At 42.6% G+C, this 24,440-nt stretch carries 19 protein-coding genes and 1 other annotated feature; of the genes, 4 read left to right on the plus strand and 15 right to left on the minus strand.

Annotated features, from left to right (window positions below; all coding sequences use genetic code 11):
* Positions 1-75: 75 nt before the first annotated feature.
* On the plus strand, positions 76-969 hold the full coding sequence (locus ON01_RS11170) for an ATP-grasp domain-containing protein (RefSeq protein WP_010531131.1): 894 nt from the start codon (positions 76-78) through the stop codon (positions 967-969).
* Positions 970-980: 11 nt separating this feature from the next.
* Entirely contained in the window at positions 981-1,847 is an 867-nt protein-coding gene (locus ON01_RS11175; RefSeq protein WP_010531132.1) for an ATP-grasp domain-containing protein, read from the plus strand.
* Positions 1,848-1,863: 16 nt separating this feature from the next.
* Here ON01_RS11175 and ON01_RS11180 read toward each other — a convergent pair whose 3' ends face one another.
* Positions 1,864-4,488 carry a valine--tRNA ligase gene (locus ON01_RS11180; RefSeq protein WP_138919778.1) on the minus strand — a complete coding sequence of 875 codons (2,625 nt, stop codon included), beginning with the start codon at positions 4,486-4,488 and terminating at the stop codon, positions 1,864-1,866.
* A 173-nt stretch (positions 4,489-4,661) separates the two neighbouring features.
* Positions 4,662-4,887 (minus strand) — a binding site (T-box leader).
* A 120-nt stretch (positions 4,888-5,007) separates the two neighbouring features.
* Here ON01_RS11180 and ON01_RS11185 point away from each other — a divergent pair.
* Complete coding sequence (locus ON01_RS11185; protein WP_010531134.1) at positions 5,008-5,196, plus strand: hypothetical protein; 189 nt, start codon at positions 5,008-5,010, stop codon at positions 5,194-5,196.
* On the opposite strand, the gene ON01_RS11190 is transcribed toward ON01_RS11185, so the two are convergent.
* From ON01_RS11190 to hemA, 8 genes are all read right to left on the minus strand, one after another.
* A complete protein-coding gene (locus tag ON01_RS11190; RefSeq protein WP_010531135.1) occupies positions 5,193-6,194 on the minus strand; it encodes a protein kinase family protein in 1,002 nt (333 codons plus the stop codon). The genes ON01_RS11185 and ON01_RS11190 overlap by 4 nt on opposite strands.
* Positions 6,195-6,265: 71 nt before the next feature.
* On the minus strand, positions 6,266-7,321 hold the full coding sequence (gene spoVID / locus ON01_RS11195; protein ID WP_010531136.1) for a stage VI sporulation protein D: 1,056 nt from the start codon (positions 7,319-7,321) through the stop codon (positions 6,266-6,268).
* A 201-nt stretch (positions 7,322-7,522) separates the two neighbouring features.
* Entirely contained in the window at positions 7,523-8,812 is a 1,290-nt protein-coding gene (gene hemL, locus ON01_RS11200; RefSeq protein ID WP_010531137.1) for a glutamate-1-semialdehyde 2,1-aminomutase, read from the minus strand.
* A gap of 50 nt (positions 8,813-8,862) precedes the next feature.
* Positions 8,863-9,837, minus strand: coding sequence for a porphobilinogen synthase (gene hemB / locus ON01_RS11205; protein ID WP_029329099.1), 975 nt, complete (start codon positions 9,835-9,837; stop codon positions 8,863-8,865).
* A 6-nt stretch (positions 9,838-9,843) separates the two neighbouring features.
* Entirely contained in the window at positions 9,844-10,617 is a 774-nt protein-coding gene (locus tag ON01_RS11210) for a uroporphyrinogen-III synthase (protein ID WP_010531139.1), read from the minus strand.
* The gene (gene hemC, locus ON01_RS11215) at positions 10,617-11,546 is read right to left on the minus strand and encodes a hydroxymethylbilane synthase (RefSeq protein ID WP_010531140.1); all 930 of its coding nucleotides are present in this window, start codon (positions 11,544-11,546) and stop codon (positions 10,617-10,619) included. The genes ON01_RS11210 and hemC overlap by 1 nt, the downstream gene beginning before the upstream one ends.
* 21 nt (positions 11,547-11,567) lie before the next feature.
* On the minus strand, positions 11,568-12,389 hold the full coding sequence (locus ON01_RS11220; protein ID WP_010531141.1) for a cytochrome C assembly family protein: 822 nt from the start codon (positions 12,387-12,389) through the stop codon (positions 11,568-11,570).
* An 18-nt stretch (positions 12,390-12,407) separates the two neighbouring features.
* Entirely contained in the window at positions 12,408-13,778 is a 1,371-nt protein-coding gene (hemA, locus tag ON01_RS11225) for a glutamyl-tRNA reductase (RefSeq protein WP_010531142.1), read from the minus strand.
* A gap of 236 nt (positions 13,779-14,014) precedes the next feature.
* Between hemA and ON01_RS11230 the strand changes: the two genes are divergently transcribed.
* Positions 14,015-14,509, plus strand: a complete 495-nt coding sequence (locus tag ON01_RS11230) for a LiaI-LiaF-like domain-containing protein (RefSeq protein WP_342632880.1) — start codon at positions 14,015-14,017, stop codon at positions 14,507-14,509.
* A 153-nt stretch (positions 14,510-14,662) separates the two neighbouring features.
* Here ON01_RS11230 and yihA read toward each other — a convergent pair whose 3' ends face one another.
* The 6 genes from yihA to ON01_RS11260 form a co-directional block, all read right to left on the minus strand.
* Positions 14,663-15,244: a ribosome biogenesis GTP-binding protein YihA/YsxC gene (gene yihA, locus ON01_RS11235; protein WP_010531144.1), complete on the minus strand. Its 582-nt coding sequence runs from the start codon at positions 15,242-15,244 to the stop codon at positions 14,663-14,665.
* On the minus strand, positions 15,231-17,558 hold the full coding sequence (gene lon / locus ON01_RS11240) for an endopeptidase La (protein ID WP_010531145.1): 2,328 nt from the start codon (positions 17,556-17,558) through the stop codon (positions 15,231-15,233). Before lon ends, yihA begins: the two co-directional genes overlap by 14 nt.
* A gap of 483 nt (positions 17,559-18,041) precedes the next feature.
* Positions 18,042-19,322: an ATP-dependent protease ATP-binding subunit ClpX gene (clpX, locus tag ON01_RS11245; RefSeq protein WP_010531146.1), complete on the minus strand. Its 1,281-nt coding sequence runs from the start codon at positions 19,320-19,322 to the stop codon at positions 18,042-18,044.
* Positions 19,323-19,746: 424 nt separating this feature from the next.
* Positions 19,747-21,033, minus strand: a complete 1,287-nt coding sequence (gene tig / locus ON01_RS11250) for a trigger factor (protein ID WP_010531147.1) — start codon at positions 21,031-21,033, stop codon at positions 19,747-19,749.
* 142 nt (positions 21,034-21,175) lie between these two features.
* On the minus strand, positions 21,176-22,156 hold the full coding sequence (locus ON01_RS11255; RefSeq protein ID WP_010531148.1) for a tetratricopeptide repeat protein: 981 nt from the start codon (positions 22,154-22,156) through the stop codon (positions 21,176-21,178).
* A gap of 717 nt (positions 22,157-22,873) precedes the next feature.
* Positions 22,874-24,355: an aldehyde dehydrogenase family protein gene (locus tag ON01_RS11260; protein WP_010531149.1), complete on the minus strand. Its 1,482-nt coding sequence runs from the start codon at positions 24,353-24,355 to the stop codon at positions 22,874-22,876.
* Positions 24,356-24,440: the final 85 nt, after the last annotated feature.

The raw sequence follows: 24,440 nt of genomic DNA on the forward strand, positions 1-24,440 counted from the left end.
AGCATCCTTTTAACCTGAACAGCATCATTATAGCAATAATCAAACACAATTTGAATGCAGAAAGGAAGACAAGTATTGACTTTGAACGGCTGGATTGTTTATAACGGCTACTTGCCTAGCAATAAATTTCGCGACTTTGCTAAGTGGATAAAGCATGCCGCAGCTAAACAGCACATAGACACTACAATCTATAAAAACACTGAACTACTGGGACTGTTGAGTTCAGAATCAATAAATCTTCTGGGGGCAGGAAGAGATAACCTGCCTGATTTTGTCGTTTTTGCCGATAAAGACATCTACCTGGCAAAACAGCTCGAATTATTGGGGATTCGTGTTTTCAACAGTTCAGAAACAATTGCTGCCAGTGACGACAAAATCGCCTCGTATCAGTTAATGGCTTCGAATCATTTGCCGGTTCCCAAGACAGTCATTGCACCAAAATCATTTCACAGGACAACAGTGAATCCTATCGGGGACTATCAGGAAGCAATCGATATCCTCGGCTTTCCTATGATTGTCAAAGAAGCATTCGGATCCTTCGGTGAACAGGTTCACCTCGTTGACACGAAGGCTGAATTAGCTGAAAAAATCGGTCAGCTTCAAAGCCGTCCATTTATGCTACAGGAATTCATTGCTTCAAGCTTCGGAAGAGACATGCGTCTGCATGTTGTCGGTGATAAGGTTATTGCCGCCATGACCCGGCACGCAACAGATGATTTTCGGGCAAATGTCACAGCCGGGGGGACGATGCAAGTATACAACCCGTCGCCCGGGGAACAAAAGCTTGCCGTCGCAGCTGCTAAAGCGATTGGGGCTGATTTTGCTGGTGTGGATTTATTATTTGGGACCGACAACGCGCCGATTATTTGTGAAATTAACTCAAACGCGCATATCCGTAATATGTTCGACTGCACCGGAATTAATGTTGCTGATTCTATGATCGACTATATCAAAACTAAAATTCAGTGAGGGGGACTGCTATGAACGGCTGGCTGATTTACAATAAAAATGATGCAGAACATAACAAAGCATATATCAACTGGTTCCTTGAAGAAGCACACCTGCAAAACATCGCATTGCGTTTGATTCTGAGAGAAGATCTAACGATTGGGATTCTTGACAGCAAAGATACAATCATGCTTCACGGAGAACCGGTGTCATTGCCTGATTTTGCCGTCATCCGAACGATTGAGCCGCTTTTGAGCAGGCAATTGGAGTCATTCGGCGTAGCAGTTTATAACCCCGCTGATACAGCTGCCATTTGCAATAACAAAGCTTCGACTCACTTTTATTTGAGCAGGTTATCCATTCCCATGCCGGACACACTATTTATTTCTGGAAAAACAGGCCTGCCCGAATCACCCCCTTTGGCTTTTCCGTTTGTGATAAAAGGAGCTTATGGCAGAGGTGGCAAGGAGGTTTCACTCGTTAAAAACACTCAGGATTGGCACGACCAACAAAGAAAGCAGGCAATGGGGGATCTGATTGTTCAATCAGCAGCTAATATACAGCCCGGTAAAGACGTGCGTGTGTTTGTCATTGGCCAAGAAGTGATTGGTGCAGTCTTGCGCGAGAACAAGCATGATTTTCGCGCGAATTACAAACTGGGCGGTACTGCTTCATGGTACACTCTGAAGCCATATGAAATGGCGCTGATCAAACAAATTTATGAACAATTCGCCTTTGGGATGGCCGGGATTGACTTTCTGCTCGATCACGACGGCCGATTTGTTTTTAACGAAATAGAAGATGTCGTCGGTTCCCGCACATTGAGCGCTGTCAGCGATATTAATATAGTAGAAAAGTATATCGCATACATAAAAAGCGGAAATTCATCATCGTCATGAATTTCCGCTTTCCTGATTATGACTTTAACTCTTCAAGTCGTGCTTTTACTTTGGCCTGCTTCTCAAGATAATCTTTCTCTTTCTGTCTTTCTTCATCAACAACATGCTCTGGTGCTTTATTGACAAAACCTTGATTCGCCAATTTTTTCTGGACGCGTTCCACTTCGTTTGTCCACTTCGTCAATTCTTTCTCCAGGCGTTCGATTTCTTTATCGAAATCAATCAGCCCTTCAAGCGGCAGGAATAATTCCGCTCCGGTCACAACCGCTGACACAGCTTTTTCCGGTGCTTCCACGTTCGTTGCGATAATTAATTCGCTTGAATTGCAGAAACGCTCCAGATAATGACGGTTGTTTTCAATCTCTGATGCAATGTCTTCATTTTCCGTTTTAATAAATAGTTTAACTTGCTTAGACAGTGGTGTGTCCACTTCTGCCCGAATATTTCTGACCGATTTGATGATGGAGACCAGTCGTTTCATTTCGGTTGACGCTGCCTCATCGTGGAACTCCGGTTTTGCTTCCGGCCACTTGGAGACTGTGATGGATTCACCCTGATGCGGCAGCTGCTGCCAAATTTCCTCCGTAATGAACGGCATGTAAGGATGCAGCATCCGCATTGTCTGATCAAGGACATGAGCAAGAACTGACCGTGTCGTTAATTTCTGTTCGTCGTCATCACCATAGAGCGGCAGTTTTGCCATTTCAATATACCAGTCACACAGTTCATCCCAAATAAAATTGTACAGGTGGCGGCCTGCTTCACCAAATTCATATTTGTTCGTATTTTTCGTAACGTGTTCAATGGTTTCATTTAACCGTGTCAAGATCCATTTATCCGCAAGTGATTTTTCCCTGTTTAAATCAATATCTTCATAAGTGATGTTTTCCATATTAATCAGAGAAAATCGGGAAGCATTCCACACTTTATTGGCAAAATTCCACGTCGCCTCAACTTTCTCCCAATGGAAGCGCAAATCCTGGCCGGGTGTCGAACCGGTCAAAAGGAAGTATCTTAATGAATCAGCGCCATATTTGTCTATTACATCCATCGGGTCTACGCCATTGCCAAGTGACTTGCTCATTTTCTGACCTTCCGCATCGCGGATCAAACCATGGATCAGGACATCTTTAAACGGTCGTTTTCCTGTAAATTGTTTTGATTGAAAAATCATCCGGGCTACCCAGAAAAATATGATATCATAGCCGGTCACAAGCACGTCTGTTGGGAAATAACGCTTGAAGTCTTCAGATCCTTCATCAGGCCAGCCCATTGTTGAAAATGGCCATAATGCAGATGAGAACCATGTATCAAGTACATCCCCATCCTGTTCCCAGTTTTCAATATCGGCCGGTGCTTTTTTGCCGACATATAATTCACCTGTCTCATTATGGTACCAGGCCGGGATGCGGTGCCCCCACCAAAGCTGTCTTGATATACACCAGTCGCGGATATTCTCCATCCAATGCAAATATGTCCGCTCAAACCGATCCGGAACGAAATTGACTTTACCGTCGCCATCCTGCAATTCAATTGCTGCGTCTGCCAGGGGCTGCATATTGACAAACCACTGGGTCGACAAATATGGTTCCACAACGGCACCGCTTCGCTCTGAGTGGCCGACCTGATGAACATGGTCTTCAATATCAAACAATACATCCTGCTCCTGCAGATCTTTCACGATTTGTTTCCGGCACTCGAAACGGTCCATACCCTGATAGCGCCCTGAATTTGCGTTCATTGAACCATCTTCGTTCATGACGAGAATGCGTTCAAGATCATGGCGGTTGCCGATTTGAAAGTCATTCGGATCATGGGCAGGCGTTATCTTGACCGCCCCGGAGCCCAATTCCATATCGACATATGAATCAGCCACAATTTCCATCTCTCGTCCGACAATGGGCAGAACTACCGTTTTTCCAATCAGATGCTGGTAACGTTCATCATCGGGATGTACCGCAACCGCTGTATCCCCAAGCATCGTTTCCGGCCGGGTTGTTGCGATTTCAATCGTTTCATCACTGTCTTTAATCGGGTAGCGCATATGATAAAATTTACCCTGCACTTCCGCATATTCAACTTCGATATCGGAAAGGGCTGTTTTCGTATCCGGATCCCAATTAATGATGTATTCGCCGCGGTATATCAGCCCTTTTTCATACAAGGTGACGAATACTTCCCGGACAGCTTCAGACAATCCTTCATCAAGGGTAAACCGTTCGCGGGAATAATCCAGTCCGAGACCTAGTTTCTCCCATTGGGACCGGATAAAATCGGCATATTCCTCCTTCCAGTCCCAAGAAACATCCAAAAACTTTTCCCGTCCCAGATTGTGCCGGTTCTCACCTTGTTCCTTCAGTTTTGCTTCGACTTTTGCCTGTGTGGCAATTCCCGCATGGTCCATGCCAGGCAGCCACAGCACATCATAGCCCTGCATCCGCTTCATGCGTGAAATGGTATCCTGCATCGTTGTGTCCCATGCATGACCCAAATGCAGCCTTCCTGTTACGTTTGGCGGCGGAATAACAATGGTAAACGGTTCTTTTTTCTCATCACCTGTTGCTTCAAAAAATTTGCCTTCCACCCAAAATCGATATCTGTCTTTTTCAATTTCATTCGGATTATACTTTGATGACATCATTGATTTATTCTCTTCACTCACCAGGGGGTTCCTCCTTCAATCTTAGTTATAAGCATGGCCGTTTCCTGAAGATTGCTGTTTATAAGCGAATAAGCAACTTTTTGAGCAGGCTGCGGATCGGATAACAACAACCTGTGCAAAAAAGCCTTAAACAACAAAAATCCTTTCCATCCAAAAAGGACGAAAAGGACTGGCTTCCGTGGTACCACCTTTGTTCATAGGCGGAATACACCTATGCACTCATCGCAATGGTAACGGTCATAAACCGGCTTCTTCTACTGAATTCAAAGAAGCAGCTTCATGGGCGACCTTCCAGAATCATTATTACCGGGAAATTCCCACCGACATTCCCTCTCTTTGGGGTAACGAACCTGTACTCTTCCCAATCATCGCAATTAATTATTGTTGTTATTTTACCGTTTTTAAATAATAAAATCAACTTTTACAATAAGAATGGCACAAAACAGCCTACTGTATACATACTATAATACAGTAAAATAAGAAAGAGGTGAACCCAAAATGGCGCGTTATTATCGATATCGGCTGCCGCCCTGGGCACGAAACTGCATTATTGTTATCGAAAAAGTGACACTACCAATACTGCTTTTTCAATTGATTCGCACACTTCTTTTCCCAACTTCTCTGGACGTCTTTTTGCTTGGAGCTTTCACAGGATTATTTATTGCGTTCTATCTGGAATGGATTTAAGTTTCAGATTCTATTTCACTGGCGTCATTTTCAATCTGTTCTGTCCAGTGAAACCCGAATTCCAGCCGCCGAAAAGCGCGCTGCAACAGCTGAACATGTTTAACCATTGTGTGCTGTCCAGCGTTTGTCATATACTGATTGACTAATGCTATGTAATCAGACGGATCCATTAAGTAGATCGAGAGCAAGTATTGTTCACTGACAGTCAGTGGATTCTCATCCTTATAAACTGTAAACATTTCTGCCCAGTGATCATTCTGGCGGTTATGGAATTGTGCTTGTCTTTTCAGCAGTAACGACAGATCCAGGACAGCATTATCATATGCTGCTTCCTCCCAATTAATAAGGTAAGCATTGTGGTCATGAATAGAGTGGGACAGATCCGGATTACCGTGTAAAAGACTGTAGTTCCATTTTTGCTCCTGTGCCAGTTCATCTTTCAGCCGTTCAGTAAGTTGATTCAATTCAACTAAAACTTTCACCAGGACATGATAGTGTGTACAAACCTGCAGCTCGAATGGCGACATAAACCTGTTCTGTTCAAATAACTCAACATAAGTCAGCAATTCATTCTGGCATTTCGCACAGTACTTCTGAAACCGTGTGAATTGTTGAATGATTGGTTCAGTATCAATCGATACCGATTGTTTCGTTTTTGCGTGGACGTTTCCAAGCACTTCATATATATTTGTGACAGCCCGTTCCTGGCCGGGATTCTTGTCAATTATCCATGGTGTTAAATAATAATATAAATCCCCCATTTTCACGTATAAATCAGACCGCTCTGTCAGATAAACCGGCAGTATGGCTGATAGATTATAAGCATATGCCTGATGATAAACCTGCTCCCAGACATGAATCGTCCGATCCGTCAATTTGCTTTCTTTCAGGGCATACATGTTCTGCCCGTCACTCACTTTGTACAGTCGGTCTGATACCTGTTTTATATGATATGGCGATACCCCATATGCGCTGACTATCTCCTCAATCACTGCCACACGTACCGATCACCTCCTAAGGGGAAGCACAGCTACCCCTTACCGCAAACAAGCAAGGGGGTGTGCGTTTCCTATGATTTTTTCTTATATGGAATATACAGCAATTGACCTTCTTCCAGTCCTTCTTCCGTCAGCCTGTTTTGTTTCAGCAACTGGAGAGCGGATATTTCATACCGTTCCGCAATCGTTTCTACTGTATCATTGTCCTGCACAATGCATAACCTCATTTTAGTATATTGTTCTTCCTCATCGTGTCTGAACATATCAGCCAAATAACGCACATCTTCCGGTGATTCCGTTGACTCGGCCGTGCCTTCATCCTGATACACAGTATATTCAGGGGAATCAACCGGGTTTTCAGCATATTCCTCTTCATCCATGGACAAATCATGCTGTGACGATTCATGATCATCATTGCCAAAGAATTCAGCGAGTGTCTGCGATTTTTTACTTTTCCACCGGACCTTGGCATAAGATGGATCTTCTTCAGCACCCTCATCTACCTGATCTGCTTCATGTTGTTCTGTTTCTTGCGGCAATGCAGGAGGGGGGTCCTGATAAAAAGTATCGTCTGCTTCCGTCTCATCTTCTTTTTCCATCTTTATATCAAATTCAAATGTCTCGTCATTGCGAAACGGTAAAGCTGGCTCGTTTTCCTGTTCGCTTTCAGATGTATTTTCCGTGTCATCATTAATACCATGGATTTCAATTGTGGAACTCAGATTAAGTTGGTTTTGATTCGGTATTTCATAGTCAAATGATTCAATACCGACTGTCACATCATCCAAGTCAGATACACGATAAGCCGGCACGGAGATTTCAACCGGAAAACGGTGTGTAAATTCTGCCTGATTATCTTCCAGGCCAACGACCCTCTCAACATATCGTTTCGATTGATAATCATCGTCAAAATCCAACGCGCTCTCATCTTCTTCCTGGGATGCATCTTCTTTTTGATAAGAGCCGTTGAGCTCGATGACACCCCTGATTGAAACATAGTCATTAAATGGCTGGATGGAAATGTCCGGGTCCAGTGAAATTCCCGTCATTTCGCCAACTTCCTGTCCTTTTTCAAAATAAAGCGATTCATTCAAATCAAAGCGAAAAACTTCTTGTTCATTTCCCAAACGACTTCCTCCCTTCAACATATATTCCATGTACTTATATGTCTCAGTTCAACTATATGACTCAACATGGGAGGATATGCAAAACGTTCTCGGTTTTCATGCAGAATTAAAAATATATGAGACTTCAAAAAAGCAACACATTATAAGAACAGGCAACATAAAAAGCTATTCCGATTAATTGTTCGGAATAGCTTTTTTTCATTATTTCTCAATTTTTGAGAACGCTGTGCGTACCGCCTGGATTGTTTTGTCGATATCTTCATCGGTGTGGGCGGTTGATAAAAATACACCTTCAAATTGTGATGGCGGCAGGAAGATTCCTTGCTCTATCATCGCCCGATAGTATTGGGCGAAATAATCAACATTGGCATTCTGAGCTGTTTCATAGTTTATGACAGGTTCATTCGTAAAGAAAAAACCGACCATCGATCCGGCACGGTTTATATGAAGCGGAATACCATAGTCAATGGAAGCCTGTTTGTACCCTTCCACCAATTTATCAACTTTTCGATTGATTTCGTCGTATGATGATTCATCCAGAGCATTAAGCGTTTCAAATCCGGCTGTCATGGCAAGCGGATTGCCGGATAACGTACCGGCCTGATAGATTGATCCGGTCGGCGCTACGCTTTCAATAATCTCACGCTTGCCTCCGTAAGCACCAACAGGCAGACCACCGCCGATTACTTTTCCTAAACAAGTCATATCAGGTGTTACACCAAAATAGCCCTGAGCACAATTATAACCCACACGGAACCCAGTCATAACCTCATCAAAAATTAGGAGGGATCCATTATCTTCAGTTATTTTTCTTAATTCCTGCAGAAAGTTTTCCTGAGGCGGTACAACGCCCATATTGCCGGAAACTGGTTCTGCAATGACCGCGGCAATATCATCACCATATTCAGAAAATGCATAGCGCACACTTTCAACATCGTTATATGGGACGGTTATCGTATTTTTGACAATTGATTCAGGGACGCCTGGACTATCCGGCAATCCTAAAGTTGCAACACCGGAACCTGCTTTTATAAGTAAGGAATCACTGTGGCCGTGATAGTTGCCCTCGAATTTCAGGATTTTGCTCCGGCCGGTATAGCCGCGGGCGATCCGTAAGGCACTCATCGTCGCTTCCGTTCCCGAGTTCACCATTCGCAGCATTTCGATCGAAGGAACACGGTCGATAACAAGTTCGGCAAGCTTGTTTTCCTGAATGGTCGGCGTTCCAAAGCTAGTCCCTTTTGCGACAGCATCATTCAACCCGGATACGACCCGATCATCCGCATGCCCTAAAATGAGCGGTCCCCAGCTCAGGACATAATCGATATATTCATTGCCATCAATATCTGTTATTTTAGAACCTTTTCCCTGATCCATAAAAATCGGTGACATACCGACAGACTTAAAGGCACGTACAGGTGAATTCACGCCCCCCGGCATTAAATCTACCGCTGTCTTATACGCATTTTGTGACCTATCGAAATTTCGCATCATACTTCACCCCTACTTAAATATTTTCTCCCCAGGATTTCACTTTAACCCTAAAGCCATTTTGCCACGTCTTTTGCAAAATAGGAAATAATCAGGTCAGCGCCTGCCCGTTTCATGGCGGTCAGTTTTTCGAGTACAAGCTCCCGTTCGTCAACCCAGCCGTTCTGTGCAGCTGCTTTCACCATGGAATATTCGCCGCTTACATTATAGGCAACAACCGGCGCATTAAAGTTATTGCGTACATCACGGACAATATCCAAAAATGACATGGCGGGTTTCACAATCAGAAAGTCTGCACCCTCTTCGATATCGGTTTCCGTTTCACGTAATGCTTCCCGGCGGTTTGATGGATCCATCTGATATGTCTTACGATCGCCAAACTGTGGTGCACTGTCCGCCGCTTCACGGAATGGACCGAAAAATGCCGACGCATATTTTACAGCATATGACATAATTGGAATATTTTGGTGCCCAGCCTCATCCAGTGCTTGGCGGATAACGGTAACAAAGCCGTCCATCATGTTGGAAGGGGCAATGATATCGGCACCAGCCTCTGCCTGTGATACGGCGGTTTGAGCCAATAGTTTCAAGGATTCATCATTATCGACATCATGATTATGAATCACGCCGCAATGGCCATGTGATGTATATTCACATAGGCACGTATCCGCAACAACAAGCATTTCTGGAGCTTCATTTTTGATCAGACGTGTTGCTTGCTGGACAATGCCATTATCGACAAATGCACCAGACCCCTGTTCATCTTTCTCATTCGGAACGCCAAACAGCATGACAGCTTTAATGCCAAGCGACTGTAATTCCTCCATCTCCGCTTTTACATGGTCAAGCGAGATTTGAAAAACCCCCGGCATGGATGGTACTTCATTTTTTATGTTTTCACCTTCAATGATGAAAAGCGGATAAATAAAATCATCCATTTTTAGATGATTCTCACGTACCAGTGAACGCATTGCAGGTGAAGAGCGCAAGCGACGATGCCGCCTGAATTCCCATTCGTTCGCCATATCAATCTATCCTTTCTGTTCGAAATATTCTTCCATAATAGTCATCATACCATCGATTGTGAATTCCTCCGGTACTAGAAGGTGAGTTAACCCCCATTCAGAAGCACGGTCCTTGGTAGTTGTTCCAATACAAACAATTGGTGGAAGGTACCTGATCTGCTCTTCTTTCATTTCCATAAATGCATCGATCGAAGACGGGCTTGTAAATGTTAACACATCAAGATTATCCTGCTCCAATATCGCATTTAATTCATCTTTCTTTGAGAAACGAGCGCCGGTCTCGTATACTTCCACCGTTTCAAAACGAGTGCCTTTCTCTTTCAGCCAACATGGAAGAATATCCCGCGACTTGTTCCCCCTAATAACCAGAACCGGTTCTTCAATGCGTGAGTACGCGACGAAAAATTCATGTGTCATTGCTTCGGCACTATATGTGCTCGGAATAAAGTCTGCCTGGAAACCATAGTTTTCCAGTGCATGAGCAGTTTTACACCCGACAGCGGCAAATTTGCTTCCAGTCAAAAAATTATAGTTAATACCTTCTTCTTTTAACAGCTGAAAAAAACAATGCACGCCATTGGCACTCGTAAAAAACAGCCACCTGAACAACTCTGGGCTTTGACTCAGCTCCTTAATTCCTTCATCACGTTTACAGGAAATCTTTAATAACGGCACTTCCACTGGAATGCCGCCAAATTGCAGAATCTTACGTGCGAAATCTTTTGCCTGCTTTTCTTCCCGGGTGATTAAAATTCGTTTATTCTTCAAAGGAAGAGCCATTAACTGTCAAGCTCCTCTTTCACTTGCTCAATAATGTCTCTGGCGCCACGGGCTATCAGCTTTTGTGCTGCCTCTGTTCCGACATTTTCAGGGTCTGTGCCGCGTACTACTTCCTTTAATAACGTTGTCCCATCCGTTGTCCCAACAAATGCGGTCAGGAATATTTCATTACCGTTTAGTGAAGCATAGCCGCCGATTGGTACAGAGCAGCTGCCTTCCAGTAATTTCAGAAAGGTTCGTTCGGCAGTGACTGTTTTAGTTGTCTCAGCATCACTTATACCAGCCAGCAATTTACGTAATTCGTGATCATCTTCCCGGCATTCGATCGCCAATGCCCCCTGTCCAACTGCAGGCACACAGACATCAGGCTCGAGATACTCCGTAATAAGGTCTTCGCTCAAGCCGACACGTTTTAAACCGGAGACCGCCAAAATAATAGCATCATAATCTTCTTCATTCAATTTACGGATACGGGATTCAATATTGCCCCGGATCCATTTAATTTCAAGGTCAGGCCGTTCTGCCAGTATCTGTGCCTTACGTCTTAAGCTGCTCGTACCAACAATCGCACCCTCCGGAAGATCTTTTAAAGCAACATTGTTTTTGGCAATGTATGCATCGCGGTGGTCTTCTCTGACTGGTATTGTTGTGATGACTAGACCTTCAGGCATAACAGAGGGCATATCCTTCATGCTGTGAACGGCAAGATCAATTTCCTTTTCATACAACGCTCTTTCAATCTCTTTTACGAACAGAGCTTTACCCCCGACTTTTGATAATGTCACATTCAGAATCTGATCACCGCGTGTGACAATTTTTTTCACTTCGAACGAATTTGTCAGGCCGGCTTGTTTCAGCCGGTCAACCACCCAATCTGTCTGGGTTAGTGCCAAGTTGCTTTTTCGAGATCCGACCACAATATGACGCATCTGTATTCCTCCTAACGTGATCTATTGTAAATGAAAATTGGATAAATTACTGAACAGAAAAAAGTTAATCAATAACACAAGAAATGCCGCTGAATTGTAAACGGAGATTGCTCTTCCCTGGTACCCCTTCCCCAACCTCAGTAGCAGGTACAAGGTATATACAATAAGCACAAGTATCGATCCAATTGTTTTCAGATCAAACCAATAAAATTCAGCATTTGCCGCATAGGCCCAAGCTACACCTAGAATGATAGCAATCGTCAGAAGCGGCACACCTACTGTCACCGCTTTAAACGACAGCTGATCAAGCTGACTCAGATCACCGATTCGCCAGACCCAGCGAAACCCCTTTTTACGTTTTAAAAACCGGTATTGAACCAGATACATTAGCGAAAAAATAAATGAAATAGTAAAAAAACCATATGATATGAATGCCAGTGTTATATGGGTGATTAGCATTTCATGAACCAGTTCAATGCCCTGGGCCTGCATGTATTCTGTTGCTCTGTTCGAAATGGATAATAAAAGGATAAAAAAACCGAGCAAGTTAATGAAAAACAGCATGAACTGGACCCGGTAAAACTTGCTGAGAATTAGTGACAAAGAAATCAGCACCCAGGCATAAAATGATAAACCATCATATAACGTCAGTACCGGGAAGCTTCTCTCGATAAATATTTGCCGCAATAAAAAAACGGTTTGCAGAAGCCAAACCATACTAAGCAACCAGAAGGCGATCCTACTAGCCTTCCGGTTATTCTGTATAAACTCAATGAAGTACCCTACCAGACTTAAGCCATAAATGATCAGTATGATTTCATAAAGCCATTTTGATTCTTCCATAACAGGAATCCTTTCGTTTTAACGTAAAGATAAGTTTTTTGAAAGAGGAAAGGATACTTTTTCGTCTTTGTCTTTAAGTGTTGGGTTATTTTTTTCAGCCTGTCTTTGCAATTCGTCCTGAACATCCTGCTCAATTCCAAAGATATCAATAAACTGTTGAAGTGCTTCATCTTTATTATCATTTGCTGCTAATTCCTTAGCCTGGGTCACTGGCTCTTTTAACAGCTGATTCACGATACTTTTCGTATGTTTGTTCAGTACTTTCTTCTCACGGGCTGTCAAATCAGGCATTTTCCGTTCGATGCTTTTCATGGTTTCCGACTGTATGGATAACGCTTTTTTGCGAAGTGCCGATATGACCGGAACAACACCAAGCGTTTGAATCCACTCATTAAACGCGACGATCTCGCCTTCAAGGGTGATTTCAATTTTTTCAGCTGCAGCTTTTCGCGCTGTCAAATTTTCATCAACGATATTTTGGAGATCGTCGATATCGTACAGAAAGACATTGTCCAATTCGCCAATGGCCGGATCTAAATCTCTGGGTACCGCAATATCCACGAGAAACAGCGGTTTGCCTTTGCGGTTTTTCTGGATGGCCTCAACCGACTCCTTGGATAACATAACAAAGTCCGCTCCTGTAGAGCTGATCAGAATATCTGCGTCATGCAACAGTTCGTGCAATTCATCAACAGAACCGGCTTGAGCCTTGAATGTTTCTGCCAGCTGATGGGCTTTTTCAAGCGTGCGGTTGACAACCGTGATATTTGATGCTCCGGAGCCATGAATATTTTTGGCTGCTAATTCGCCCATTTTGCCAGCACCAAGTATGACGACATGTTTTTGCTGCAAATCACCAAAAATTTTCTTTGCCAGTTCCACTGCCGCGTAGCTTACTGAGACGGCATGTTCACCAATAGCTGTATCTTTATGAGCTTTTTTGGCAAATGTGATGGCCTGCTTGAACAACTCATTAAAAATCGTTCCGGTCGCCTGATTTTCTTGTGCAGTCAGAAAGGCATCTTTAACCTGGCCCAAAATCTGGGTTTCGCCCAAAACCATTGAATCAAGACCGGATGCCACCCGGAATAAATGTTCAACGGTTGCATCACTTTCGGTAATGCGCAGGTATGGCGAAAGATCTTCTTTATCAACGTCAAGCCAGTCAGCAAGAAATTGTTTGATATAGTAACGGCCAGTGTGAACCTGGTCGGTAACTGCATAAACTTCTGTGCGGTTGCAAGTGGAAACAATGACATTTTCCAGAATGCTTTTCTGCTGCTTCAAATGTACCATTGCCTCAGCAACGCGATCCTCGGAAATCATAAACCGTTCCCTGATTTCCAGCGGGGCTGATTTGTAATTGAAACCAACTTTAAGTAAGTGCACTATAACTACCCCCAAAACATTAAACAACATTAGCTTTTATTATAACATGGACAATACATGTAAATTATTTTAGAATGTGAACAGATTTTGAAACAAAAATAATCGTTCATACGTATTTTATTTGTATGATAATCCGTTTGTACTTTATCATACGCATGTAGAAGACGCAAGGAATCTGCCGGGCTGTGTCAGTGGTGTGACTTATCCGACGAAGCCTGACATTAAAATGAAAGCTGGTGAACATCTTGAAACGGCAACATTCTTTTGCTGCATACTTGCTGATCGGTATTGGTGTTTACTTTTTATTACGAGAGCTTAAGGTTCCCATTGTTACCGATTTTTATTCATGGACAACATTGCTTATTATTATTGGAATTGCCTTGCTTATACATAGTTATACATCCAGAGATTATCAGCATTTATTGAGCGGAACGATTGTGCTGGGGCTGGGCATCCATTTCCACGGACTTAATCATTATACGTTCTGGATTGATCATTGGGCAGTATACCCGCTCATCGCAGGGATTGCATTTATTGTACGCGGACTAAGAACCAAAAGCGGTGTCTTTACTGGAATCATTATGACAGCTATTTCCATCCTTTTAATGTTTTCGGTGCAGCTGCCGGCACCGCTAGACTGGATTTATGACCTCACATCATTGCTTGAGCAATTTTGGCCGCTGATTTTGATTGGCATTGGCATTTATTGGCTCAAAAAGAAAAGTAAATAGAGACCGGTACAAAGAATTTTCACGAAAAAATCCGAACAATGATTCAAACCTTTCACCTCGTTTAAGAATCAGTTCGGATTTTTATAATATCATGCGTTATTATCTGAACCAGCGAACTATTTATTCCGAAGCGGTGTTAGACTTATCCGGTAATCATATAAATTGTCTGATTGCACGCCAGGCATCATCTTTGCCTTCCCCGGTTTCTGCAGAGAAGGGAATCACGATATCCTCAGGTTCAATTTCCAGTGTTTCGTGTGTCCGTTTTAAATGACTAGCACGTTTTCCTTTAGCGATTTTATCAAGTTTTGTTGCTATCACGATTACCGGCAGTTCATAATATTTCAGAAAATCGTACATTAATACATCATCTTCGGTTGGTTCATGCCGTACATCGGTAATCATGACACAGGCTTTCAATGTATCGCGCATTGCAAAGTACTCCTCCATCATGGCACCCCATTTTTCCCGTTCCTTTTTAGAGACTTTTGCATAACCATAGCCGGGTACATCCGTAAAATAAAACTTATTGTTTATTTTATAAAAGTTAATGGTTTGTGTCTTGCCCGGCTTGGATGATGTACGGGCTAAATTTTTGCGCTGGATAAGCCTATTGATGAACGACGATTTGCCGACATTCGAACGACCGGCCAAGGCTATTTCCGGAAGCCGGTCATTCGGATACTGCTTTTTGCTGACCGCACTTATTACAATTTCAGCATCAGTTACTTTCATGTTTCTCCTCCAATGCATGTTCAAGCACTTGATCCAAATGATTAACCTTAATGAAGGTTAAATCATCCCGCACACTTTCTGGTATATCCTCAATATCCTTTTCATTTTCTTCCGGTATAATAATTGTTGTCAGACCTGCCCGGTGTGCACTTAGCGATTTTTCCTTCAAACCGCCAATAGGAAGCACCCGGCCCCTTAGTGTAATTTCACCTGTCATGCCGACTTCCTTTTTTACTGCTCTGCCTGATAGTGCCGAGACGAGTGCAGTCGCCATGGTAATACCGGCTGATGGCCCGTCCTTTGGCGTGGCACCTTCAGGAACATGAATATGAATATCATTTTTTTCATGAAAATCAGGGTCAATATTCAGTTCATCAGCACGAGAGCGAATATAGCTGAAAGCTGCCTGAGCTGACTCCTGCATTACATCGCCAAGCTTTCCGGTGAGCGTCAATTTGCCTTTCCCAGGATAATGTGATACTTCAATTGACAGGATATCACCACCGACCGTTGTGTATGCAAGACCTGTGGCTGCACCCACCTGATTTTCCTGTTCTCTCAAACCATACCGGAAAAGCGATTTGCCCAGAAGCTCTTCCATATTATTTTCAGTCACAACAACACGTTTCTTTTCGCCTGAAATTATTTTTTTCGCTGCTTTACGGCAAAGTGTGGCCAGTTGCCGCTCAAGATTCCGGACGCCGGCTTCGCGTGTATAGGTTCTGACCAATTTCAGCAAAGCATCATCACGAATCTGCAGATTCCCTTTTTTCAGCCCGTTTTCTTTCAGCTGTTTTGGAAACAGATGTTCTTTGGCAATATGCAGTTTTTCCACTTCCGTATAGCCTGCAATCGATATAAGCTCCATGCGATCCAATAGCGGTCCCGGTATGTTATTGACAAAATTGGCCGTGGCTATAAACAGTACATTCGATAAGTCGTATGTTTCTTCGATGTAGTGATCACTAAAGTTGCTGTTCTGCTCGGGATCGAGCACCTCAAGCATTGCTGAAGACGGATCCCCGCGGAAGTCACTGGCCATTTTATCAACTTCATCAAGCAAAAACACCGGGTTGACTGTTTTGGCATTTTTCATTCCCTGAATTATTCGCCCTGGCATGGCACCAATGTATGTACGCCGGTGGCCACGAATTTCAGCCTCATCACGGATGCCCCCAAGCGATATTCGGACAAAATTTCGACCGACCGAACGGGCAATTGACTTAGCCAGAGATGTCTTGCCAACACCCGGAGGTCCAACAAGGCAAAGAATCGGGCCTTTAATGGATTGCGTTAATTTTTGGACAGCCAGATACTCCAGTATCCGTTCTTTTACTTTATCAAGCCCATAATGGTCTTCATCGAGTATGTCCTGAGCTTTATCAATTTCAATCGTATCCTCGGTTTTTTCAGTCCATGGCAGTGCCAAGAGCCATTCAATATAATTGCGTATAACCGAACTTTCAGCAGAGCTCTGCGGGACTTTTTCGAACCGGTCCAGCTCCTTCATCGCCACTTCTTCAACCCGCTCCGGCATGTCGGATGCTTCAACTTTTTCTCTCAACTGTTCGGCCTCGCCGGATGTTCCTTCCTTTTCACCCAGTTCTTTCTGGATTGCCTTTAACTGTTCACGCAAATAGTATTCTTTTTGTGTTTTTTCCATCGATGTTTTGACACGCTGACCGATTTTCTTTTCCAGATCAAGAACTTTCTTTTCATCTGTAATGAGTTGAATCAGATGCTGCAGACGCTCTTTTACATTTACCATTTCCAATAAATCCTGTTTGTCTTTTATTTTCAGGGAGAGATGGGATGTAACAATATCGGCCAGCCTGCTTGGTTCATCAATATCAGAAACGGTGGACAATGTTTCCTTGGTAATTTTTTGCGAAACTTTTATGTATTGTTCGAATTGTCTGAGCAGAGAACGCATAAGTGCTTCTTCTTCATTCTCTTCACCATGTTCATCTTCCAGCTCAGTGAATTCGACCGTAAATTCTTCATTTTCATCGATAAAACGGGTTATTTCCCCGCGTCGAAGCCCTTCAACTAATACGCGTATCGTCCCATTGGGAAGTTTCAACATTTGCTTGACATATGCCACTGTGCCAACGCGATAAATATCTTTTGATTCAGGTTTATCCAGACTGACTTGTTTCTGGGCTGCCAGAAACACGGTCTGATCCCCCATCTTTGCTTTTTCCAGAGCTGCGACGGATTTGTCTCGTCCAACATCCAGATGCAATACCATAGATGGAAAGACGAGCAGTCCCCGCAGCGGCAGGAGAGGCAATTGTACTGGTTCTTTGGTCATTGTTACGTATACCTCCATCTATACTGGAATTTTCCCCGCATATAACGGTCAGTAAGCCGCCAGAGAACGGCGGCCAACTGTCCATAAATGCCCGATTCGGTTCAACTAACATTCAGTGGGGTAAAGCGTTCCACTGAATGAAGTTTCTACTTTTCCCCGCATATAACGGTCAGTAAGCCGCCAGAGAACGGCGGCCAACTGTCCATAAATGCCCGATTCGGTTCAACTAACATTCAGTGGGATAAAGCGTTCCACTGAATGAACTTTAACTCTATGTATATTTCGTTATTGGTTAAAGTCTATATAAAACTTGCTTATTTGTAAATAATTACAGCTGATAATTAGTATTGCCTATGAGGGAAAAATTACTCAGTTTTTCCGTTAACATAGAAAGAGACTGACATTTGCATGCCCTCGAATTTTATTAGAACAGAGGGTTCCCGCAAATGTCAGTCCCGGATTATTCAATTTCATTCATTTGGGTTATGCACTCTCTCTTGGGAGTTTTTCATTCTCATCCCTTACAGTACCGTCACGGAACACCAATTTTGGTCTTCCATTTTCCAGTTCAACTGTATCTTTTGTGATGATGCATTTTTCGATATCGTCACGGGAAGGCAGTTCAAACTGAACATCCAGCATGATGCTTTCAATAATTGAGCGCAGACCGCGTGCACCGGTTTTCCGCTCAATGGCCCTGTTTGCAATTGCCCTGAGCGCTTCTTCCTCAAATTCAAGCTCAACATCATCAATTTCGAAGAGTTTAACATATTGTTTAATCAGCGCATTTTTTGGCTTTGTCAAGATTTCAACCAGTGCATCCTCATCAAGCGGTGTCAGGCTGCCGATGACTGGAATTCTGCCAATAAATTCCGGTATCAGACCATAGCGCAGCAGATCTTCAGGTAATACTTTCTGCAACAATTCGCTTTGGTCCAAGTCCTCTTGCTCCTGATCAGAACCGAAGCCGATAACTTTTTTGCCCAGGCGGCGTTTAACAATTTGATCAATACCATCAAAGGCACCGCCGACAATAAACAATACGTTACTTGTATCGATCTGAATAAACTCCTGATGCGGGTGCTTACGTCCACCCTGAGGAGGTACACTGGCCACTGTCCCTTCCAGAATTTTCAGGAGTGCCTGCTGAACACCTTCGCCTGATACATCGCGGGTAATGGAAGGATTTTCTGATTTGCGGGCAACCTTGTCAATTTCATCGATATAGATGATGCCTTTCTCCGCTTTTTCAACATCATAATCGGCTGCCTGAATCAATTTTAGCAGAATGTTTTCAACGTCCTCCCCGACATAGCCTGCTTCTGTCAGTGATGTTGCATCAGCCATTGCAAACGGAACATTCAGGATTCTGGCAAGCGTTTGGGCAAGCAGTGTTTTACCTGATCCCGTCGGACCGAGCATAGCGATATTACTCTTAGCCAATTCAACATCATCGGCACTGTTTTTCGTTGTATTTATCCGCTTATAATGGTTATATACTGCCACGGATAAATTCTTCTTGGCCTCTTCCTGACCAATGACATAATCATCCAGCGTTTCATTAATTTCTCTTGGCTTAGGAAGCTCTTCAAACTCAGTAGCTTCTTCAGTACCAAGTTCCTCTTCCACGATTTCGGTACATAGTTCAATACATTCATCACATATATAAACGCCTGGACCAGCTACTAATTTACGGACTTGATCCTGACTCTTGCCGCAGAACGAACATTTTAATTGTCCTTTTTCTTCGTTAAATTTAAACATTACATTTTCACTCCTAAAAGTTTAAATCTGCTTCCTGTCTATTTTTGTGTACATTTTAACTTATCGTCATCATACCAAATCAAAATGTGAAAACAAAACAATAACTCTTCTGAAGAAGCTGATTTTTTTAGAAACCTTGGCTTACCAGCAGGCTTAGTGGTGAAAGACTTAGTTGCACTTATGCAGTAGTACAGTTCTTAGCTGCTGAAAAACCGTGGTACAGTATTTTGATCCTTTAAATTATCGTATGTTCAATGGACAGGATAGATAACAAAAAACGGCGAAAGAAAACTTCATTAAGAAGGGGGCTTTCTACCGATGAAACGAATCGAGATACATTGACGGAGATATAGGTCAGAAAGTTTAAAGCAAGGTGTGACGACCACACCTTGCTTTAACATGCTTATTACGTTGAGCTTACTTATTATATGGCTTTGCTATGCTCGACCAAAAATTCAATTGATTTTCTTGCTTTGAGATCTTCTTTTAGGGCATCAGTATTTCCGCCAAGCATTTGTTTAAGCTGATCGACCTCAGTGCCATACATCGATGCCATATTGCCCAGCTCTTCTTCCACATCGTCATCAGTCACTTCAAGATTCTCTTCATTGAAAATAGCTTCAAGTGTTAAGTTCGTTTTGACGCGTTTTTCCGCATCTTCACGCATTTGTTCTTTCAGTGCGTCCTTGTCCTGACCTGAGAACTGGAAGTACATGTCCAATGTCATGCCCTGCATTTGCAGACGCTGTTCAAATTCCTGAATCATGCGATCCAATTCTGTTTCAACCATGGCATCCGGAATGGTAACTTCTGCATTATCAGAAGCTTTTTCAATCAAAGTTTCCCGTTTTTGATTGTCAGCATCCTGCTCTTTTTGGTTTTGCAATTCTTCTTTTTTCTTCTCTTTCAGTTCATCAAGCGTTTCAACTTCTTCATCAACATCTTTTGCAAATTCATCATCTAAATCCGGCAATTCTTTTGTTTTGATATCGTGAATTTGTACGTTAAATACAGCTTCTTTTCCTGCCAGATGTTCAGCATGATAATCCTCAGGGAATGTGACAGTTATTTCAGTTTCTTCGCCTGAAGCTTTGCCGATTAATTCCTCTTCAAAGCCTGGGATGAATTGACCGGATCCGATTTCCAGCGAAAAATCTTCGCCTTTTCCACCTTCAAATGCTTCTCCGTCAATAAAACCTTCGAAATCCATGACGACAGTATCGCCTTCCTCAATGCTTCCCTCTTCTTTAACAGTTAATTCGGCATGATGTTCACGTTGATGTTCGATTTCGTGTTCCACATCTTCATCTGTGACTTCAACTGACTGTTCTTCAACCTCAAGCCCTTTGTAGTCTCCGAGCGTGACTTCCGGTTTAACGTTAACGTTAGCCGTGAAGATAAGGCCTTTTCCTTTCTCGATTTGATCAATGTCAACATCCGGCTGTTCAATCGGCTCAATTCCCGTTTCTTCAACAGCATTTACGTAAGCGTCAGGCAGCACTATATCTACTGCGTCCTGATATAAGGATTCGACACCAAAACGTTTTTCAAAAATTTTACGCGGTACTTTTCCTTTACGGAAGCCGGGGATTTGAACATCTTTAACAACTTTTTTAAAAGCCTGATCCAAAGCTTTGTCAAATTCATCGGCACTTACCTCAAACGTCAGTACCCCTTGATTTCCTTCTTGTTTTTCCCATTTTGCTGACATAACATACCCTCCAAAATCTATTATTCCATTAATGATGACGGTGTATTACAATACGTCCGATTGATAATGAGCAAAATTTCAACCATCTCATTATAACATAATTATGCGCCCTTTCAAGCAATACCGGCAACTGATACGCCGACTATGCTTCGATAACTGTGGAATATAAAGCTTCGCACATTTTAATTTCATCCATATATTGGATTAGACGGTCATCTTCGTTTTCAGTTGTTTTCATATGTATATCCAAATAATCTTCACCTATTTTGGTTAATGCTGCTGCGATAGAGGGAGCCTCACCTTCCGCTGGCATCAACGGGTACCGTACATAAAAATAATGATGCAATAATTGTTCCATTAACCGGTATAAGGTTGGGTTTTTCTGTTCCTCATCACTTATGGACAGCAATGTCTGTTTTAAAGTCGGATGAGTCTCCAACTCCGGTATGTCCTCGGGTGCTGTCTCATGTTTAATGCCCAATTTATGTATCAAAACTTTTTCAGAAACTCCCTTTTCCTGCAGCCAAATAAAAATGGCTGTTTTCGTAACCGGATGTACCCGGTCATCAGTTAAAAGGGACTTTATTTGCCTTGTCGGAGTCAAATCCATTTTACGGATTTGGTCAATAAGTCTGAGCTGGTAATCATGATTTTCCTCTTCAACTGAATTAAATAATTCATTTATGTATTCAGGGGACTTTTCAATCCGGATGTCATACCACATTTTTCGGCTCATATCATATAGCTGCTGGAATTGTTCCTTCATGTCATCCGGTACTGTGCTTTTTTCCAATTCCTGCTCAACCTGATCTATTAATAATTGATATTGACTCGTCTGGAATAAAATCGTTAAGTATATATGGACGTATTGATAGTAATGCTCATCTTTATGTATTAATAACCCCTCACAAAAATCCTGCGCTTCCTTATACCGGTTGAGTTCCATCAGGCACATCAGCTTCCCGATGATAATCTCATGGTTCTTAACATCGAATTCCAGCAGCTGATCAAGTTTGGCCATTGCTTCTTTGTACCTTTTCTCTTTCAGCGCCACAAGGCTTTCCTCTTCCAGGACTGTCCGCCATTTTGGGAAAAGAATGACATTTTCCCGGTTACTTTCCATAAATTCACACCTTTCTGTAACAATTGCCTTAATAAATAGCCATACCCCGGATCAAGTAATTTAAAACCTGCAAATTTTGACCCGTAACGATTTTTGCCCCGCATGTAACGGGCAGTAAGACTTTATTATGTATGAAAAAAGAAACCCACTTCAAACACTTGGGGTTTCTGAGGCTGACATACGTCCCAGACAGGATTCAGATCTGTGACCTACAGCTTAGAAGGCTGTTGCTATTCCTAAAATAGAAATGGACATTCTAAGATGAACCCTGATTTCACAGTATTTTATTATACACTAATCAGATGAAATATGATAGGTCCCAACCCCAACTAATGAATTTCAACCCCAATTCAACCCCAAATTTTTAATAACGTATACCGAATTTCTTCATATCTTGCATATACTAATTGTGTCCACTAGCGTTGCATTAATATAGATTGAATATTCAGTAATTAATTTAGCTCTATTTTTTGCCAAAAAGACAAACCTTAATGAAAAAGTGGTGTTGTCCATTTGGTAAAATTATACATTTATTCCAGGAGAAACAGCGACAACACCTCTAATTATGGTTTCAACACTTCCAATATTAATAGGTTTTTACTTTATTGTTTTGTGTGTTCTAGACTAACCATAAATTCACCTGAGTAAATTGGTTCTCTTAAAGAAGTGTAACCTGTCTCTTCCTTAACTTCTCCTTTTAAAATGGATTTAACGGCTTCATTCCGGTATATACGGTAAGTCCAAATCGTTCGGTAAATTGATGACATGTGTTTCTGTGTAAGCAAGCAATCCTTCTTTACCATATTCCCGGCCCACACCTGATTGTTTCACACCTCCAAATGGGAAGCGTACATCCAGCCCTTGAACGGCTGCTGTATTAATCATGGTTGTACCAGCCTGTATGTGCTTGGCAACTTTAATGGCATGCTCTTCTTTTCCCCAAACAGAGCTTGTTAAACCGTAAATGCTGTCATTTGCTAATTCAAGCGCATGCTCATCACCATCGAAGGGCAGAATAGGTACAGTTGGTCCGAACTGCTCTTCCTCAACGATTGGATCATGATAGTCAGCACCCAGTACAACAGTTGGCTGCATAAAATACCCTTCATCATATAAATCTGGATCAAGTACTTTTCCAAGTTTAATGACTTCTGCACCTTTACTTTTGGAATCGTCTATTAAGTCTTGAACAATCTCTACTTGCTTTTTGTTATTCACCGATCCAATTGTGACATTATCGTCAAATGGATCTCCGACACGAATCCACTTGTTCGCTGCTTCAATATACTTATCCACGAATTTATCATATATTTTGCGATCAACGTAAATCCGCTTGGCAATCATACAAATCTGTCCGGCTGTTAGGAAATTTGAAATGACCATCCGCCGCATAGCACGTTCGTCTTCCACATCAAAATCATCCAAAACAATAGCAGCATCATTACCGCCTAATTCCAGTGTCATTAGCTTGATGGCTTCCGATGCGGATTTCATGATGTCTTTCGCTGTTTCGGTACCACCTGTAAATGCAATTTTCGCGACTTTCGGATTTGATGTCAGCTCAACACCAACATCTGCGTCCCCGTGCACCAGATTCAAAACACCAGGCGGAAATTCATCAGCAATGATTTCGGCAACTTTGCTGACGGCTAATGGTGCCAAAGGACTAGGCTTGAGTACCATCGTGTTTCCAGTTAATAAGGCAGGTGCCATTTTGATCGTCGACAGCGCAATGGGATAGTTCCATGGTGATATGGCCGAAATCACACCAATAGCATCTCTGGCAATGATTGTTTTTCCACCATTATCATGTTCCTCGACATTATTTTCCAGAACCTCTTTTACATTATCACACGCAAATTCCATCCACGCTAAGGAAACGCCAATCTCCCCTTCTGAATCATAAAGGGGCTTTCCATGCTCTCTGGAAAGCAGCTCTGCAATCTCAGGAGTCCTGTCTTTAATGGTTTGAATGGCTTTTTTCATTCTTTCGACACGGTTATCAATAGATGACTGTCTCCAGCTGGTAAATGCTTCATGAGCTACATCAATCGCTTTAATCGTATCCTTTTTTGTGTTGAGGGGCGCATAACCGACAACCTCATCCGGATGTACCGGATTTTTTCTTGGATCCTGCTCTTTTGCCCTGTATTTTTCACCGTTGATAATCGCATCGATTACGATTGACTTGTCTGACATTGAAAACCTTCCTTTCTTTGCAGATGCCCATTTTATTTTGGTATTCATCGTATTAGTTCCGGTATTTTTTTGCCAGTAATAAAGC

The sequence above is a fragment of the Lentibacillus jeotgali genome, from assembly GCF_000224785.1.
GTDB lineage: Bacteria > Bacillota > Bacilli > Bacillales > Amphibacillaceae > Lentibacillus > Lentibacillus jeotgali.

What these genes read in the sequence shown, in the direction of transcription:
- hemL (WP_010531137.1), bottom strand. Translation starts at nt 8,812, where the DNA reads ATGCGAAATTTCGATAGGTCACAAAATGCGTATAAGACAGCGGTAGAT.
- clpX (WP_010531146.1), bottom strand. Translation starts at nt 19,322, where the DNA reads ATGTTTAAATTTAACGAAGAAAAAGGACAATTAAAATGTTCGTTCTGC.
- ON01_RS11210 (WP_010531139.1), bottom strand. Translation starts at nt 10,617, where the DNA reads ATGGCTCTTCCTTTGAAGAATAAACGAATTTTAATCACCCGGGAAGAA.
- ON01_RS11255 (WP_010531148.1), bottom strand. Translation starts at nt 22,156, where the DNA reads ATGGAAAGTAACCGGGAAAATGTCATTCTTTTCCCAAAATGGCGGACA.
- hemB (WP_029329099.1), bottom strand. Translation starts at nt 9,837, where the DNA reads ATGGCGAACGAATGGGAATTCAGGCGGCATCGTCGCTTGCGCTCTTCA.
- ON01_RS11180 (WP_138919778.1), bottom strand. Translation starts at nt 4,488, where the DNA reads ATGATGTCATCAAAGTATAATCCGAATGAAATTGAAAAAGACAGATAT.
- hemC (WP_010531140.1), bottom strand. Translation starts at nt 11,546, where the DNA reads ATGCGTCATATTGTGGTCGGATCTCGAAAAAGCAACTTGGCACTAACC.
- lon (WP_010531145.1), bottom strand. Translation starts at nt 17,558, where the DNA reads ATGACCAAAGAACCAGTACAATTGCCTCTCCTGCCGCTGCGGGGACTG.
- ON01_RS11175 (WP_010531132.1), top strand. Translation starts at nt 981, where the DNA reads ATGAACGGCTGGCTGATTTACAATAAAAATGATGCAGAACATAACAAA.
- tig (WP_010531147.1), bottom strand. Translation starts at nt 21,033, where the DNA reads ATGTCAGCAAAATGGGAAAAACAAGAAGGAAATCAAGGGGTACTGACG.
- ON01_RS11260 (WP_010531149.1), bottom strand. Translation starts at nt 24,355, where the DNA reads ATGTCAGACAAGTCAATCGTAATCGATGCGATTATCAACGGTGAAAAA.
- ON01_RS11220 (WP_010531141.1), bottom strand. Translation starts at nt 12,389, where the DNA reads ATGGAAGAATCAAAATGGCTTTATGAAATCATACTGATCATTTATGGC.
- yihA (WP_010531144.1), bottom strand. Translation starts at nt 15,244, where the DNA reads ATGAAAGTAACTGATGCTGAAATTGTAATAAGTGCGGTCAGCAAAAAG.
- ON01_RS11185 (WP_010531134.1), top strand. Translation starts at nt 5,008, where the DNA reads ATGGCGCGTTATTATCGATATCGGCTGCCGCCCTGGGCACGAAACTGC.